The sequence below is a fragment of the Burkholderia sp. SJZ089 genome, assembly GCF_007828315.1.
GTDB lineage: Bacteria > Pseudomonadota > Gammaproteobacteria > Burkholderiales > Burkholderiaceae > Burkholderia > Burkholderia gladioli.
On the sequence record NZ_VIUM01000007.1, the window covers coordinates 13,918 to 30,570 of the forward strand.

General features: G+C 61.1%; 11 protein-coding genes and 3 pseudogenes. 4 read left to right on the forward strand and 10 right to left on the reverse strand.

All coding sequences use genetic code 11. The annotated features are described in order from the left end of the window. Positions 1 to 183: 183 nt before the first annotated feature. The 9 genes and pseudogenes from FB600_RS14495 to FB600_RS14535 form a co-directional block, all read right to left on the reverse strand. Positions 184 to 627, reverse strand: coding sequence for a MarR family transcriptional regulator (locus FB600_RS14495; RefSeq protein ID WP_164467624.1), 444 nt, complete (start codon positions 625 to 627; stop codon positions 184 to 186). 180 nt (positions 628 to 807) lie between these two features. Next, entirely contained in the window at positions 808 to 1,053 is a 246-nt protein-coding gene (locus FB600_RS14500; protein ID WP_127837716.1) for a hypothetical protein, read from the reverse strand. An 80-nt stretch (positions 1,054 to 1,133) separates the two neighbouring features. Further along, the gene (locus FB600_RS14505; RefSeq protein WP_098182239.1) at positions 1,134 to 2,852 is read right to left on the reverse strand and encodes a methyl-accepting chemotaxis protein; all 1,719 of its coding nucleotides are present in this window, start codon (positions 2,850 to 2,852) and stop codon (positions 1,134 to 1,136) included. A gap of 350 nt (positions 2,853 to 3,202) precedes the next feature. Next, positions 3,203 to 3,577, reverse strand: a complete 375-nt coding sequence (locus FB600_RS14510) for a hypothetical protein (protein ID WP_127837717.1) — start codon at positions 3,575 to 3,577, stop codon at positions 3,203 to 3,205. Between the two features lie 916 nt (positions 3,578 to 4,493). Beyond that, positions 4,494 to 4,899 (reverse strand): annotated as a pseudogene (locus FB600_RS14515) (IS3 family transposase); the annotation flags it as partial. Positions 4,900 to 4,935: 36 nt separating this feature from the next. Then, complete coding sequence (locus FB600_RS14520) at positions 4,936 to 5,754, reverse strand: PleD family two-component system response regulator (RefSeq protein ID WP_233630402.1); 819 nt, start codon at positions 5,752 to 5,754, stop codon at positions 4,936 to 4,938. An 18-nt stretch (positions 5,755 to 5,772) separates the two neighbouring features. Further along, entirely contained in the window at positions 5,773 to 7,005 is a 1,233-nt protein-coding gene (locus tag FB600_RS14525) for an EAL domain-containing protein (protein ID WP_145757061.1), read from the reverse strand. After that, positions 6,998 to 10,600, reverse strand: coding sequence for an ATP-binding protein (locus tag FB600_RS14530; RefSeq protein ID WP_145757060.1), 3,603 nt, complete (start codon positions 10,598 to 10,600; stop codon positions 6,998 to 7,000). The genes FB600_RS14525 and FB600_RS14530 overlap by 8 nt, the downstream gene beginning before the upstream one ends. After that, entirely contained in the window at positions 10,597 to 12,363 is a 1,767-nt protein-coding gene (locus FB600_RS14535) for an ATP-binding protein (RefSeq protein ID WP_223996747.1), read from the reverse strand. Before FB600_RS14535 ends, FB600_RS14530 begins: the two co-directional genes overlap by 4 nt. A gap of 558 nt (positions 12,364 to 12,921) precedes the next feature. On the opposite strand from FB600_RS14535, the gene FB600_RS14540 reads away from it, so the two are divergent. Next, complete coding sequence (locus tag FB600_RS14540) at positions 12,922 to 13,467, forward strand: hypothetical protein (protein ID WP_145757059.1); 546 nt, start codon at positions 12,922 to 12,924, stop codon at positions 13,465 to 13,467. After that, a pseudogene (locus tag FB600_RS37725) lies at positions 13,368 to 13,743 on the forward strand (methyl-accepting chemotaxis protein); the annotation flags it as partial. The gene FB600_RS14540 and the pseudogene FB600_RS37725, both read left to right, overlap by 100 nt. A 452-nt stretch (positions 13,744 to 14,195) precedes the next feature. Here FB600_RS37725 and FB600_RS37730 read toward each other — a convergent pair. Further along, a pseudogene (locus FB600_RS37730) lies at positions 14,196 to 15,021 on the reverse strand (IS3 family transposase); the annotation flags it as partial. 176 nt (positions 15,022 to 15,197) lie between these two features. Here FB600_RS37730 and FB600_RS14560 point away from each other — a divergent pair. Together FB600_RS14560 and FB600_RS14565 are read left to right on the forward strand one after the other, a co-directional pair. Beyond that, complete coding sequence (locus tag FB600_RS14560) at positions 15,198 to 16,292, forward strand: NAD(P) transhydrogenase subunit alpha (protein ID WP_098151326.1); 1,095 nt, start codon at positions 15,198 to 15,200, stop codon at positions 16,290 to 16,292. Between the two features lie 68 nt (positions 16,293 to 16,360). Then, positions 16,361 to 16,651 (forward strand): NAD(P) transhydrogenase subunit alpha, encoded by a 291-nt coding sequence (locus tag FB600_RS14565; RefSeq protein WP_096751963.1) that lies wholly within the window; start codon positions 16,361 to 16,363, stop codon positions 16,649 to 16,651. The last annotated feature ends 2 nt before the right edge of the window (positions 16,652 to 16,653 follow it).

Below are 16,653 nucleotides of genomic sequence, written 5' to 3' on the forward strand. Positions count from 1 at the left end.
GAAATCGTGCGTGGCACCGGCTACCGGCAAGCGGCTGGCGCTCCGAAACCGGTGCCTCCCCCGCATATGATCCGCTTGAACGTCAGCCATGACGAACTCACCCGCGAAGCCGAGAGAGTTATCCAGGCGAATCGCGAGCGGCCGCGTGCGCATCCGACGCTGGCTTGATACATGGGAAAGTTATCAAACGATTCGAGCCCCCCGAATTCCCTGCTCCCTCAATCCCCGAAGCGCAGAAGATATATTTTGCAAATTTTCACACCCATACACCTCCTCGATCAAACGATATCGAGCCTCCATCCTGGACTTTATCGTCAAAAATAGCCTTTCCCCATATGCCGTCAATTTAATCAGCTGCGCTCGAGAATCGACATTCGAAATTTCCCGCATAACAACACCATCACGCTCCAACCTCCTCAGTATGCCGGTAAGGCTCGGATCGAGAATGCAACATTGCTTCGCAATTTGTCCTGGCCTGATTCCGGCGACATCTTCCTGAGCAAGAACCAGAACAATCCGCCACTGCTGCTCCGTTAACGAGAACTCGTTAAGCATCGAGCGAATCGGAGCAAGCAATATCTCGCGCACCTGCAGCAGGCTGATTAACAAGTCGTGGATATCATTCATATACAAAACGCTACATTGCGCCCCGCTTGAGTAAAGACCGGCAGAGCCGTCGACTGAGCCGAGGCAACCTAAGCCACCAGAGCGGCACACTGTTAGGTGACTTCGTCGATCTGAGCGACGACCCGATTCATTTGCTCGATTCTCGTTCGCGACTCTTGGGAGGCACCCCAAATCCCTCCATCAGGTGTGACGCGCACGAACGGCGCTCACCACTTTTTTCATGGTGGCACCAACCTCTGTTACCGATCCCGCATCCTTCCTAACTCCGTCGACTGATTCGGCAATGAGATCCTTGATGCGCTTCGCGGCAATCGTGCTGCGCCGAGCAAGCGCGTGCCACGCCAGCGAAAAGGGCCAGCAGCAAACATGCACATACGCCTCTTGCATGATCCGCCTGCGAGAGCTCGACAGCAGGGCAAGCGACACGACTCCATGCTCGGTTGAGACAACGTTTAGCGTGCGCTGCCGTGCAACCGCACCCCGCTAGAGACCTTTACTTGTCGCGTTCAGAAAGTTTGCCAATCGGATGACGACGCAGCAGCCGGCGAGACACTTGCGGCAGGAGACAACTTTCGTCCCCGCGATGCGGACAGCCTATCCTTCATCCTCTGTGCTGGAGCGGTTACTGGGATCGCCGCACAATGGCTATCCGGCGCCGCGATGTTCCTATATTTTGATATGCGAAATACCGAGATCATCTCTTTCAGGCCGCTGGATTGAGATGACATCGACTGAGCCGCCGCAGCCGATTCCTCCACCAGGGCGGCATTCTGCTGGGTGACTTCGTCCATCTGAGTGACGGCCTGATTGACTTGCTCGATTCCCTTGCGCTGCTCTTGTGAGGCAGCCGAAATTTCTTCCATAAGGTCAGTGACGCGAGCAACAGCGCCCACCACTTCCTTCATGGTGACGCCGGCCTCCGCCACCAGTTCTGAGCCTTTTCGCACTCCGTCGGCCGATTCGGTAATCAGGTCTTTGATCTCTTTCGCGGCGGTCGCGCTACGCTGGGCAAGCGAGCGCACCTCACCGGCGACGACCGCGAATCCCCGCCCCTGCTCGCCGGCACGCGCGGCTTCAACCGCAGCATTAAGAGCGAGAATGTTGGTCTGGAACGCAATGCCCTCAATGGCAGCGATGATCGTGGACATGCGATCTGTCCTCGCGCTGATTTCGTCCATCGTCTCGACGACCCGGCTCACGACATGACCGCCGCGCACGGCCACCTCCGAAGCATTTTGCGCCACCGTGCTACCTTGAGCCGCGTTATCGGCGTTCTGCTTTACGGTCGACGTCAGTTGCTCCATACTCGCGGCCGTTTCTTCCAGCGACGCAGCCTGTTCCTCGGTCCGTTGGCTGAGGTCGACGTTGCCGGCTGCAATTTCAGAAGATGCCGTAGCGATACTATCTGCGCTCTGCTGAATGTCTCCTACCATGCGCGCCAGCCGCTCGTTCATCTCTTTCAGTGCCGCCAGGAGCATTGCCGTCTCGTCTTTGCCCGATATATTGATCTCCGAGGTCAAATCGCCTTGCGCAACGGTCTGCGCGACGAATACCGCTCGCGCAAGGGGCCGAGTGATCGAGCGGGTAATCAGGATAGCTATCCCAGTTCCGGCAGCAAACGCTATCGCCACAAGCAACCCTGTCTCGATCACCGCCTCACGATAGCTCGCCGATGCCGCAGCACTCGCTGCGTCACTTTGCTCCCGGCTGGCCTGTACCGCGGAATCGACCACCTTGACAAAACTAGCGAATTTTTCAGCGGATGCCTTGGTCGCCAATTCACGGATTTCGGGTACGTCCGTCTGTCCCCGAGCCATTGCATCGATCTGTCGTTGGTTTAACTTCTGAAAATCCGACCATTCGGATTCGATCTCTCGCACCACTTGTGCGCCACCAGTCGACGTCGCCAATGATTTGTAACGCGAGAACACCGAGTCGTACTGCCGCAAAGCCGTATCGTGGGCCAGACGTTGTACATCTCGCCCATGCTGGTCCGCTTCAAGGAGGCCGCGAAGCGTCGCCCGCCGAACAGCATTGGCTTGAGAACGCAAGTCGCCAAGCGTTTGCACGGTCGGCACAACAACGGTAGATATCCTCTCCGCTTCTTGATAGACCTGCCCGATCTGCCACAGCGCCATTGCTCCAAGCAAGCAAACGAACGCAAGGGACAGCCCGAATCCTGCCGCGAGCCGGCTTCCAATCTTCAGATTGATCAGGAAAGTCATTTCTTCAATCTCCACGTGAAAATACAAGGCGACGACAATGCAAATGTAGTTACGGCATACGCCAGAGTTGCTGAAGAGATTTGGTGTTTATCCTGATATCGAGATATCCCGCCGGCATCCGTATGACCAAAGCTCACGCCGAACACACCTGGCCGAATGCACGCGACACCGGCTGGGAGAAGCCATTGCCGCCCACTTGGCAAGCGTCCAGCAGGACCACGAGATCACCGCTTTCGCATTTTTAATTAGTCATGGAAATTTATGGCTGGCTAACTCAAAACATCAAGCCGACTACGATTTCGCGACCTGAGATTAGCCGCCATTTCCGAGCTTTTCGTATGATTGGCCGCTCACCGTGAGATCGCTAGCCCACCGGTGTGTCGTAGATCTTTCAGACGGCGATAGGCACGCCATATCTCTGCGGCAACGACGGGGACGAAATGGTCGCTATTCAAGATGACGGGTTTGTCGACCTTAGGAAGGCCCATCGTGACGATGTCACTTCGCAACAATGCGAGCAACCCAGGATCCTGTTTAGGCAAACCTTCGAGCCGATCCAATGCTTCAAGTTCGAGTTGGTGCAGCGTGAACCATCTCATTGGAGCATCCGGGTGGCGCCGCACATACGTGTGCGCAAGCTCCTCGGCAATCGGCTCAAGTGCCAACAGCAACGCACACCACGTCCATATGCCAAACGGCGGGGGCCCAACTTGGGTGTCGTCCATCACGTCTCCCACATGTCGATTCTTTCAGCTTTATTCTTGGCGTACTGCAATGTAAGAATGTGCCGAAAGTATGAACTTTTCATCGAGACATGGAAGCGGACGGCGCAAGAGAACTTGCCGTGGCCTCGTTCGATCGGAGAAGCACGACTAGTACAGCCGTCCATCCAATACGCTACGGGACCGGTCTCCGAGGGGCAAAAGGTGCTGACTCGAGGGAATGGTCGACGTTACAGGCACCTTCCTGCCTCACGGTAGCCGATGCCGCGGCCTGAAAACCATGCTCCCTGACATGCGAGCTGCACGTCGTCGCAAACGCGACACACGGCAATGCAAACCGCTGCACGGTGGCGCCGGGAAGCCACGCCTGATGCAGGCATCAGTCTCCTGTACGTCACATCAGGCGCGCGCGTGCACTCGCCAAAGCCCGATACGGCGCCCTCCAGTCGGTTGATATAACAATCTAGACACAATTTATTCTTTCGTTTACCTAACATGGATCTGACGGGGTCCCGCTTTTGAGCCTCGTGCCTACCGAAAGGTATTTGCTGGTGTGCCGGCATTCGGCCACCAGCATTTTTTTATACCCGTTGCTTCGGCGGGTAAGCCGAACCAGGTGGCCAACGTTTTGAGCCGGCATACGGCTGCCAACCCGTTCTCCGGCGCCATCGCGCCGGCGCTGACGCCGGCCTCGCGTCAGTGGGAGCGCGAATGAAAATTTTCTTCAGCAACGTCCGGGGGCTCCGTTAACGCTGAATGACGGCGTTCGTTCGATCGAGCATTCCGTTTCCACTGACATTTGGAAACGATGGTGCGTGCTGAATATCGGGGGCGACATGAAAGTGACGATATGGACCTCAAGAGACTTACGTCATACTGGCGCGTCAGCAGTGTTTGCGAGTTGCCTGTAGTCGTCTGTCTAAGCCTCGGCCGGCGGAATATAGTTGAGTGGTACCAGCCGTCAACGAGGGTAGTACTAGGCCTTTCCAGAGTAGCCAGTTCGAGGGATTCCCTCGTTGTCCATGGGCACGCCGATGAATCAGTTCCGTCTTGGACATGCCGTTGATCGTCTCAGCGAGTGCGTCATCGTAGCTGTCGCCACGACTGCCGACGGGCGGCTCGATACCCGCTTCGGCCAGACGTTCGACCTCCCGAATTCCTGACCTCTTGGGCGGCTCTACCGGAGTGGTGCATCAAAGCCTCATCGGTGCCCGGCTGGCGAGCGTACAGTGTCTGCTCAAGTACATCCAGACAAGGTCCACGGTCGTAGACGAACTGAAGCGCTAGCCGGCGATACGACGGGTGAACACATCGATCACGAACGCACGTCACGGAAAGCGCCGTGCGGCTGTAGCCACGCGTCAGCCAGCCGGCTGCAGGTGCCGAGCCAGCCCGCTCACCGCGGCACGCAGCCGGTCTCCCTGCAGGGGTTTTTCCAGAAACGCCGAAGCACGCACTTCCCGAGCTCGTGCGCGCGACTGCAGCCCCGCCTGCCCTGTCACGAAGATCGCGGGCAACTGCGCGTACTGTTCGCTCGCGCGCATGACTCGACAGAACTCGAATCCGTCGAGCGCTCCACCCAGCACGACGTCAAGCACAACGACGTCGGGCGGCGCCCGCTTCAGCAGCGCGAACGCGGCCTCGGCCTCGGCGCATGCCGACACCTGGGAGCCGGCGCGTTTGAGCATCGCCGAGATCACCTTGCGCGACACCTCGTCATCGTCGAGGACGAGTACGTTGACACCTTCGAGTTCTAGCGATGCACCGCGCCGCTCATACTTGATGCCGGCTGAGCGGCATGCTCCCGAGACGGCCACGGCGCCGTCCTGCGCCTGCTGCAGGCTGCCCAGATCATGCAGCCTCATGGCCGGCGCGCTCTTGCCGGTATCGATCACCGGCTTCAAGGCAGCCGGAACGCCCAGGTAAACCTCCAGCGCATTATCGGCGCATAGCCCAAGGCCGTATGACTTGATTAGCGCGGCGAACTCCTTGACGAAATTCGCCGGTCGCCGCTCCGCGAACGTCAGTTTGAACAGCGCCCCGCCGCGGGCCGCCGTCACGAGATCCGGCCACGTGGCGAACCCCGCCGCACCACAGGCCTGATCGATCAGCGCGATCGTTTGAGTAGACACGAATGAAAACTCACTGCGCGTCAATTGATTCGCTTTGCTTCGCGGCATCTTCTCCTCCTGCTCAGGTCAGCTCTTTTGCCCGCACGGCACGGACTGTGCCGGCAGCGCCGTGCGCGAACAAAACATATCGAGCCATACAAGCAATTCGTCTTCGCTCATCGCCTTTGACCACAGCCAGCCCTGCCCCACGCCGCAGCCGTAGCGCGACAGGCGATCGCGAATCTCGACCGAATCGACGCCCTCGGCCACGCAGCGCAGGCCCATTTCTTCGCTCATCGCAATCACTGCCCGTAGGATTCGGTCGGCGTCAGGATCGCTCAGCGCGTTCGAGACAAACAGTCGATCGAGCTTGATTTCGTTGAAAGGAATCCGTAGCAGCGACACCAACGACGAGTAGCCCGTACCGAAATCGTCGATCGAGAGCTGAACGCCTTCGATGCGAAAACGCGTAAGCAGCCCTGCGGTTTCAAGGGAATCGCTAACCAGGCGGTTTTCCGTGATTTCCAGCACCAGGGACGAAGGCGGCAAGCCGTGCTGCCTGAGCAGGCGCGTGACAGTGGCCGCGAGCGCTTGGCCGATGACGGGTGGCGGCACGTTCACAGCCACCGTCAGGTGTGGGTGGCACGTGCGCCAGCGCGCGCAGGCGGCCAACGACTCGGCCAGCATCAGTTCGGTCAGCGCGAGCGTTTCACCCGCCGCTTCCGCGGCGGGCACGAAGACGTCGGGGGCCACCGTGCCGAGCAGCGGGCATTGCCAACGCGCCAGCGCCTCGACGCCCACCGGCAGGCCAGTCGTGAGCGAGATTTTCGGCTGGAACTGGGGCTTGATGTGGTGCACGGCGAGGGCTAGGCGGATATCGCCGGCAGTAATGCACGGCGCCGCTTTCGGCGACGACGACCACGCGTCGGTGGGCGACGCCCGGAGCATTGCCACCAGTTCGTCCTCCCGGACCGGCTTGCCGAGCGAGCCAGCCACCCGGACCCCGCAGGCTTGGGCCAGCTTGACCGTAGCCGCGCGCGTGCGTGCATCGCATCCGCTCATGAGGATGAGCGAGCAGGCGCTGGAGGGGCCGCCGAAGCTGCTCAACAGGTCGAGGCCTGCCTCGCCGTCGAGCCTCAAGTCAAGCAGCACGCAGGTGACGCGCGCGTCGGCGAGCTGCGCGCGCGCCTCGCGCAAGCTGGCCGCCGTCAGGCAGGGGCGGCCGAGCTTGCGAAGCATCGCCTGGAGCGTCATGCGCTGAACGACGTCATCATCGACGACCAGAGTGACGCCTGCGACGGACGCGAATCGCTCAGCCATCGACGTTGCCCTCGACCAACAATGCGGTCAACTTGCCTCGCACCAGCACATACACCCCGACGATCTGCCGCGCAAGCTGTCGGGCGTCCACCGTACCGGACTCGGCCCGTCGTTCGATGTCGGTCATGAGTGCGGCAAAGCCCAGCGCACCAACGTACGCGCTGCTGGATTTGAGCGTATGCGCGATCTTGGCGGCTTCATGTAACTCGCCGCGCTGGAGCACGTCCACGAGCGCAGCCACCTGCGAGCCGGCATTGGCAAGATAGGTGGCGATGATGTCGTGAGCGAGATCGGGCGTGTCGTCGTCGGTCAGCTCGAACAGGGCCGCGATGCTCGGCTCGTCGATCACTGCCTGGGCCAGACAGTCAATCGGTGCCGCCGGGTCGCGCGATGCCGGCGCGGACGGCGTGCCGTCGCACAGCGGACTCACAGGCGGTTGGGTATCCCGCGTCGGTAGCGGCAGGTGTTCCCGGATCGAGACAGCGAATTCGGCAAACGTGATCGGCTTCGCGATCACGTCGTCGATGCCGACCGAGCGGCACTGGACCAAGTTGGCCGAGGTCAGGTCGGCCGTGATCGCGACGATCGGAACGTGCGGCATGCCGCGTGCGCGCTCCATCGTGCGAATGGCAGCAGCAGCAGCCAGGCCGTCCATGCCGGGCATGTGGCAGTCCATCAGCACCAGATCGAAATACCCGCGTTCGTAGAGCTGAACCGCCTGCTCGCCATCGCTCGCGACCTGCGCGTGCAGCCCGAGCCGACTCAGCATCGCGAGCGCTACTGCGCGATTGGTGGGATTGTCCTCCGCCAGCAAGATCATGGGCGGTGTCACCGGCTCCGACCACGCCGGCCCTACCTCGTCCGGTGACGCTGCCGTTTCTGCAAGGTCGGCCTCGCCGCGGGCCGTGGCCCCTGACGGGAAGCCGGTCACGTCGTGCCCCGCGTCGAACCCATCGTACATGGCGAGCGGCAGCGTGACAGTGAAATGCGACCCCCGGCCCGGCGCGCTGTCGAGCGATAGCACGCCGTCCAGGCGCCGGACTAGCTCACGCACGAGGAACAGGCCCACGCCTGCCCCGTCGCTGTCGCGCGTTCGCGATTCATCGGCTTGCGCGAACGAGGCGAACACCCCCTCGTGCTCGCCGGCCGCGATGCCCCGCCCCGAATCACGCACGCTCAGGTGCAGGTCAACCGTCGCCCCCACCGGCGGCCGGAGCGTCGCGCGCAGTTCGACCGCACCGCACGCAGTGAACTTCACCGCGTTCGACAACAAGCTGGCAACGATTTGCGCGAGCCGCTCCGGGTCCGACCACACCAGTTGATCATCGCCCTCGCACAGGACGGTAAACGCGAGCCCCTTGCCGTGCGCATCGCCTCGGAACGGATCGCTCGTCCGACGGATCAGCGCCAGCGGCGCAACGGGACGGCGATTGATTGTCAGCACGCCGGCCTCGATCTGCGCGATATCGAGGATCTGCTCGATCACGCTCCTGAGCGCGACGCCTGACTCCCGTATCACCTTCAGCAGCGCGCGCTCCCCGGCATCGTGCGCGCGTTCAAGCAGCAGGTCGGCCGGCCCCAGTACGCCGTTCAACGGGGTCCTCAACTCATGGCTCATGCGGGCCATGAACTGATTCTTGGCGGCATTGGCGATTTCAGCGCTGTTCTTGGTCGCGATCAGTTCGCCGGTAAGTTGCAGCTGTTCGGCAACACGTTGTTGCAACGATCGATTCGCAACCGTCAGACGCTCGCGTGCACTGCGCAGCCCTTCACGTGCATCGTCGAGGCCGAGCGCCGCGGACGCCACCTCTTTCTGCAAGGCGTCGAAGCTCACGGCCATCTCGCCAAGCTCGTTGCGGGCATTAACCTGCACCCGGCGAATATCGATCTTCGCGTGAGCCGCATCGAGATCGCCGCGGCCCAATGCCCCCATCGCCCTCGAAAAATCCCGCAATGTGCCGGTCGCCAATTGCCGTGCCGCCGCGCCTATCTCCTCCGCGGCATGCGCGATCATCCCAGGCAGCACGATTCCCACCGTGATTGTCAGCAGCGCGACCACCACGAAAATATCCTCGAGCGCCGTGCGAAGTGCGATCTGGTCGGACGGCAGGCGCGAAACGGCGAGGATGTAACCGGCCCCGTCCAGCGCCAACACTGCCAGCATCGCCCCCGTCAGTTGCAGATGCAGCGTGGATGCAAGGCCAGGCAGCCCGGCGCGGCGTCGGTCCTCCCAGCAGCGCCATGCGTACACCACAGCACCGGAATACGCCATCGCGAGGCCGAACACCACGGTGGGCAAGCCGAACTGCTCGAATCCCAGCACCGTCGCCATGAGCCAGACAACGGCAGCCGCCACGCCGAGGCCGATCATATGACGCGGCGCCCGGTAGGGCCGCGGGGCATCGGGCGCGTTGCGCCTCAGCAGCCAGACCGCGATGCTCGGCGCGGCAATGCCGATCAGATAGGTGAAGTTCGCCGCCGCGACGAGCCAGATCGGATCGCCGATCAGCAGGAATACAATCGCGACGCCGGCCGTCGCGAGCGTGGCATAGACGGGAACGTCGCGCCGATTGCGCACCGACAGCCAGCGCGGCGCGAAGCCGTCGTCCGCGATTTGCGACAGGGTGCGCGCCGCGCCGGCCAGCGGCTGAATCGTGCCATGAAACATGTTGAACATCATGAACCACAGCGCGGCCGGTTTCGCCAACGCGCCGAATAACGGCGCGAAGGTCGGCCCCAGAACCTGCCCGAGATCCCCGCCTAGCGGGCGCGCACCCAACGTGCCGAGCCACACGATCGGCAGCGCGACGAAATAGATCGACGCCAGCGCCGCGCTCGCCTTCATGGCGCGCGGCACGTTGCGCTCGGGCTGCTTCGTCTCGCCTGCATGGCAGGCGGCCGCCTCGAAAGCCGGTGCCGCGAAGCCCACCAGATACAGGCCCGCCATCAGCGACGTGAGGCCGCCGAACCAGCCGGCAAACGGCGTCGTCAGCTTGAAATCGACGGCGCGCTGCCAGTCTGTCGCGCCGCTCAGCACGGGCGCGAGCCCAGAGACCAGCGCGAGCGCGGCCGAGCAGGTGGCGATCGGGATCGCCAGGCGCGTCACCGTCTCGATACCGCGTAGGTTCAGCGCCGTGAACACCGCGAGCAGGCCGCACGCCAGCACGCCGATCGGTACACCGGGCAGATACCACTCATGGATCGCCGTGGCGGACAGGATCGCCGTGAGCCCACAGGTGGGCACCCAGCCCCACCAGTAGCAGGTGGCGACTAGCGGCGACAGGATCCGCCCATACGGCTTGAACGCCTCGGTACAGGCCGCCGCGATGCCGCCGACGCGATGCGGCGACATCATCACCAGTTCGATCCACCCCGGCAGTGCCGCATAGCCCAGCAGCAGCCCGAGCGCGAGGAGCGGCACGGCTGCGCTGCCCTGCCCCGGGATGTCGCCCTGGCCGGCAAACAGCGCCGCGATCAGGAACAGGCTCTGATTGCTGCCGCCCATGGCAAGCGCCGTGGTGCCGATCCAGCCGATACAGCGCCGGTAAGGCCGCGCGGCGGCGGCCTGCCAGGCCGGGCTCATGGACGTCGTCATGCGAGCGACTCCGGCCGCGTGCGTGGCACGACGCAATCGCGTCGCGCCAATATCGTCGCGATCACATTGTCGAGTGCCGAAGCGCTGGCGGGTTTGACAAGGTAGGCGTTGAACAGACGCTCGATGCGCGCATCGTCGGGCCTCGATTGCCCCGTCAGCGCAATCAACGGCACCGTGGCACCGAACTCTGACTGCATATGAAGCTCCCGGGCCAGCGAGATGCCGTCGAGATCTGGCATCTGCATATCCAAGATCGCAACGTCGAACGGCCGTTCGCGCAGTGCGACCAGCGCTGCACGACCACTCGCGCACGCCTCCACTCGGTAGCCGAGGCGGGCCAGCATTGCGACGACGATTTTCCTGCTGACCGCGTCGTCGTCCGCCACCAGCACGAGATGGTCGCCGCGGCGGAGTGCCGCCGCAGGTTCGAGCGCTCGCGCATCGTCAAGTTCGTGGCAGGGCGGCAAACCGCACGGCACCGTGAAGCCAATACGCGTGCCTACGTCGAGCGTGCTTTCGACATCAAGGCTCCCGCCCATCCCCTGGACCAGCCGCCTGCAGACGGCGAGGCCGAGGCCAGTACCACCGTAGCCGGTGCGGATCTCCGGTCCAGCCTGTACGAACTGAGAACCCAACTCGAGTGCGGCATGTGCTTCCATTCCGATGCCGGTATCGATGACGTCAATCGCGATCTCGCCATCCTTCTCGTAGCCAGGGCGCACAATCGCCGTCACCGTGATCCCGCCGCGAGCGGTGAACTTCAACGCGTTCGACAACAGGTTCAGCAGCACCTGCGCGACGCGCGTGCGATCGCCGAGCACCAGTGCGGGAGTCGCAGCGTCGACGTGCAAGGCCAGGGCCACCCCCTTGGCCGCGGCCTGCGGCCTGAAGACGTCGAGCGCGCAACGCAGTTCCCGGCGCAGGTCGAAAGGCTCGCGGCGAAACGTGAAGCCGTTGGCCTCGATCCGCGCGAGGTCAAGCACTTCGTTGAGCTGACGCGTCAGGTGCTCGGCCGATTCCAGCAGCGCGGTTGCACCGGGAAGGTCCGGCAGCTCCGCGTCGCACTGGCACATCATCGACGCGATGCCCACGATCGCGTTGAGCGGCGTGCGCAACTCGTGCGTGACCATCGCGAGGAAATCGGCGCGCTCCTTTTGCGCCAGTAGTGCTGCCGCCTCGGCCTCCCGACGTGCAAGCAGTTCGGCCTCGAGGCGGCGCGTGCGCAGCCGCAGATGCAACTCGTCCACGGCAATGGCCGCGAAATCCTCCAAGGCGGCGCGCGCCGCACCGTCGAACACACGTGGCTGCGTGTCCACGACACACAGGATGCCGATCTTTTGATCATGTTCCACGGCGAGCGCTATGCCCGCGTAGAAGCGTATACCTGGCTCGCCGCACACCGCCGGGTGGTTCGCGAAACGCGCGCAGTCGTGGGTATCCTCCACGACGAACACCCCGTCCGCTTCCAACGCAGCCTGAGAGAACGACGATTCGCGTGGCGTCGATTGAATCTCCACACCGATTTTCGCCTTGAACCATTGCGCGTCGTGATCCATGAACGAGATCACGCAGATGGGCACTGAAAAGAACTGGCTGACGCGCCGCACGATCCGGTCGTAAGCCTCTTCTGGCAATGTATTAAGTATTTGCAGCGCTTCCAGCGCCATCAGCCGCTTGGACTCCCGCGCACGCTCATCGCCATTGGACGAGCAGGAACTGCCGGCTTCCCCGTCGCAGGCAAGCTTACCCCGATCCCCGAACATTGATTTTCTCCTGACTTTTTCGCGTACTAGCCGTTTTTTGCGGTATCGAGCGGCGCAGGCATACACGCCACCCCAACCATTTTTAGCGTTCTTGCGTCACATGCAGGTTAAGCAACAAGTTGGCTCCACTCTACTGGGGTTTTCCTTTCGGGGTCCTTCTCGACACAAAAATTTTCAATCACCCATGCTACGTATGCATCTCGAATTGCGAAATTTCGCGACAAATTCGATTTGATTAAAATCAAATCAATGGCAGGCCGATAATACTAACTCGCATTCGTACTTATCCATCGGCTCACGAAAACCGACTGACGGCGGCACCAGCCAGAACGTGCTGGTGCTGCCGCCGTCGGGCGGGCCGCGCCGCTCGCGATGACCTCATTGGCGAAGCTGTCCATCGAGGTCAAGCGCACTGGCGTAGCGCGATGCTGCTCGGGCGATGAAACGTCCCTCGGCGTTGCGCGAGACGTCTTTTCAACGTGTTGTCGCGTCGGCATGGTTTGGTGCGATTGCTGCCGAATTCGATCGTCCGCATGCGCGTGAAGTCGGGAAAGACCTATGTCCAGAAACAACTGCCCGATGAAGCGTTGCCGGCCAGCATCTGGTGAGAGTATTAATTGCGGAGCCTCCTATGAATTCCATAAACCAGGCAACCCGCTAAAAATTCCGCGCGTCGTAGTTCCCGACTTGAATCAGGACAAACACTTATCGGACTTCAGCAAGCCGCGTGGGCGTCGTAATTTCATTTGTCTTTTGGATGTCTCCCTCTTTTATGAGGAGAATGCAATGCCGCCTCTCGTGAATCTGAAGATTGGTGGTGACCGGCTCGCAATGGGTTTCGCCATTTCGGTGGGGCTCGTCGGTGCGATCGGAGCGATGGCGATATGGCAGATCGGTAAGGTGCATCAGAAAACCGATGAAATCCCTGGTGCCATCTTGCCAACGGTCCAGGCGCTCAGCGATGTCCGGTCGATGGCTAATACCGTTCGACGCGCGACGCTGCGAGGCCTACCGACCTCATGGAGGAGATCTCTGCCGCCTCGCAAGAACGACGCAAGGGTATCGAGCAAATCAATCAGGCAGTCACGCAAATGGATGGGGTGACGCAGCAGAACGCTGCGCTCGTGGAAGAAGCGGCCGCAGCCGCACAGTCGATGTCCTCTCAGTCTTTGAGGTTAAAGGACATGATCTCGGTGTTTCGCATCTCCTCAATCCGTGCCAGCATGCCCGACAAAAGTCCCGAAGCGAGCACGCTCACGCCACGCGCGCGGATGGCGCGAGGCAATGTTCCCGTTGTACGCGGCCGAGGTAAGGGGGCTTGCATTAACGACGGCTGGTTCGCCAGCACACGCATCGCAGTCGGATTGGCATAAGTTCTGAACACCGCTGCCGCTACCGCCGATCGGAAGCAGCGAAGCCTGTCGAGGCCAAGGGTCAAGCGGCACGCCTCGATTTCACGGCAGGGCACTGCGCGGGTTTGCACGAGCTTTCCTAATTTTCATCGATGCTGGTAAATCGCCTCTCGATGCGAGGGTTTCACGTCAAGTCGAAATGGAGTTGATTCACCTGGTACATTGAAGTGGGCGGGAATGTGCAACATCTCTCACATATGGAACGAACTCGCGTCATTAGTGTCGAGGCGCGCTCATCACGATCCGGCTCGCCGCCTCTACCAGCTTTCGTGTCGGCACCCTTGCCGTGAAGCACCGGGAGACGCCATCGGATGGGCGAAGCGTTGTCTCGGCAATGCCGCGGTGTTGACTGATGGTCCGTGCTGCGGGGGAGTTGTTAGTTCCCGCGATTTACAAGCGATCAAGACTTACGAGTTGGCAATTGTCCGTCGGTTTGCCCGGTCGGCTGAAGTCGATTTTGGCTTGATGGTGATACGCCCACATGTCGAGCAGCCGCCCGGAAAATTCACTGCCGTTGTCCACGAACACATGCCGTGGGGCGCCGCGTCGAGCCGCGATGCGATTGAGTGCCGATACCGCGTGCTCGCCCTTTAGACGCTGTCCGACCTCGATGGCCAGGGCCTCCTTGGTGAATACATCCACCACGGTCAAGGTATGGAATTTTGAACCATCAGCCAGTTGGTCAGCCACGAAATCCATGCTCCAGGCATCGTTCGGTTTGGCCGGCACGACCTTCGCCACCCGGGGCAGGACCATCTTGCGGTGCTTCGGCAATCTCGAACGCAACGGCAGTTGTTCCTCGCAATACAGCGGCAAGCCTGGTTCCTGCCCAACTGCCAGGCTTCGCGGCGCAACAGCACATGGACGCGCCGATAGCCATATCGCACCCGGGGGTACGCAATCTCGCGCATACGCGAACGAAGTTCGGGACGGAGATCCTTGACGCTACGGTAGTACTGGACACTGCGTGGTTGCTTCATGAGCCGACAGGCCCGCCTCATCGTCAATCCGTAGTGGCTCACTACATAGGCCACCCCGTCATGCCTCAGCGCGGGCCGGGCCATTTTCTTGAAGCCACGTCCTGCAGGACCGCCTTGTCCAGGCTCAACTCCGCAACCAGCTTCTTCAGTCGAGCATTCTCGTCTTGCAACTGCTCAAGCTCGCGCACCTGATCCGACTGCATGCCCGCGTACTGCCTCTTCCAGCGATAAAAGGTCTGCTCCGAAATACCGGCCCGGCGGATCAACCCTGAATTCTCAAAGCGACTCGCACCACCCGCGCTCCTGCAAACCCTCGATTTCGTGTGAAGAATTCATCTAAGAATCTTTTGACTCCCATCAAATCTCATTGACCACGTACGTTTTTTTGAATGCGGAATGAAATTATCGTTTGGTATAAATTAATGAAAATTCTGGTGGCATTATGACCATGATCGTATCAATCTTGAAAGAAACTCAGGCCGGCGAAAGTCGTGTAGCGCTTGTGCCGGCCGTCACTTCTCGCCTGCAGCGACTTGGCGTGCGGATATATATGGAGTCCGGCGCCAGCATGAAAGCGAAGTTCCTAGATAAAGATTACGAACAAGTCGATTTTTATTCAGATCGCTTTCGCATTGCGGCCGATGCAGATATCTTGCTCGCGGTACAGGCACCCCCGGTGGAGATCATCAATGCACTTAAACCGGGCGCGATTCTGATTTCATTTTTGCAGGCCCCGGATAATACGGACCTAATCGAGGCACTGCGCGCTCGGCGTATCACGAGCTTCGCCATGGAGCGGATACCGCGGATTAGCCGGGCGCAGGCGATGGATGCGCTGTCCAGCCAAGCGGCTCTCGCAGGCTATTACGCGCCACTTCTCGGCGCGGTCCATCTGCCACGCATCCTGCCGATGTTGACAACAGCGGTCGGCTCATTGCGCGCAGCAAAAGTGCTGGTGCTGGGACTGGGCGTAGCCGGCCTCCAAGCGCTCGCCACCGCTCACCGGCTCGGAGCAATGACGGAGGGTTATGACGTACGTCCAGAAACGCGGGAGCAGGCGCTCTCTCTTGGTTCCAAATTTGTCGACACCGGGATCGACGCCCGTGGCGAGGGCGGGTATGCGCGGGAACTATCCGAAGACGAAAAGCACCGCGTCGCCGAGGTACTGGACAAGCATATCTCCGAAGCCGACATGATCATCACAACCGCGTCGGTGCCAGGACGCCGTGCACCGAGGCTCGTCTCGGCCGCGCAGATCAGGAGGATGAAACCCGGCGCCGTCATCGTCGATCTCGGTGCTGAAAGCGGCGGGAACTGCGAAGGTACCGAGGCGGGTAAAACGGTGGAAATCGGGCCGGTCACGATAATCGGGCCCTGCAACGTGCCTTCCATGCTGAGTCAGCATGCCAGCGAGCTCTACGCCAAGAATCTTTTGAATTTCGTCGGGTTGCTCGTCAAGGACGGCGAGCTGCATATCGATTTCAGCGATGAGATCCTCGCGGGAACTGCCGTGACGCACGAGGGTACGGTTCGCTAGCCGTTGGCGCTCTCTGGCGCAATGTCGTCAGGCTCGCCTTTACGTTGCCGAATGATCTGGGACTGATCATGACACTGATGACCGCGCTTTACATTTTCATGCTCGCCGCCTTCACGGGTTACGAGGTAATCAGCCGGGTGCCGTCGATTCTTCACACACCGCTGATGTCGGGATCGAATTTCATCCACGGAATCGTGGTGGTGGGAGCGTTGCACACGTTATTGATGGCCACCAGCGTGACGGGACAGATCGTCGGTTTTATCGCGGTCGTGCTCGGCGCCGCGAATACCGCCGGCGGTTACGTGGTGACAGACCGCATGCTGGCCATGTTCCGCGCGACGGACAAGAAAAAGGGCTGATT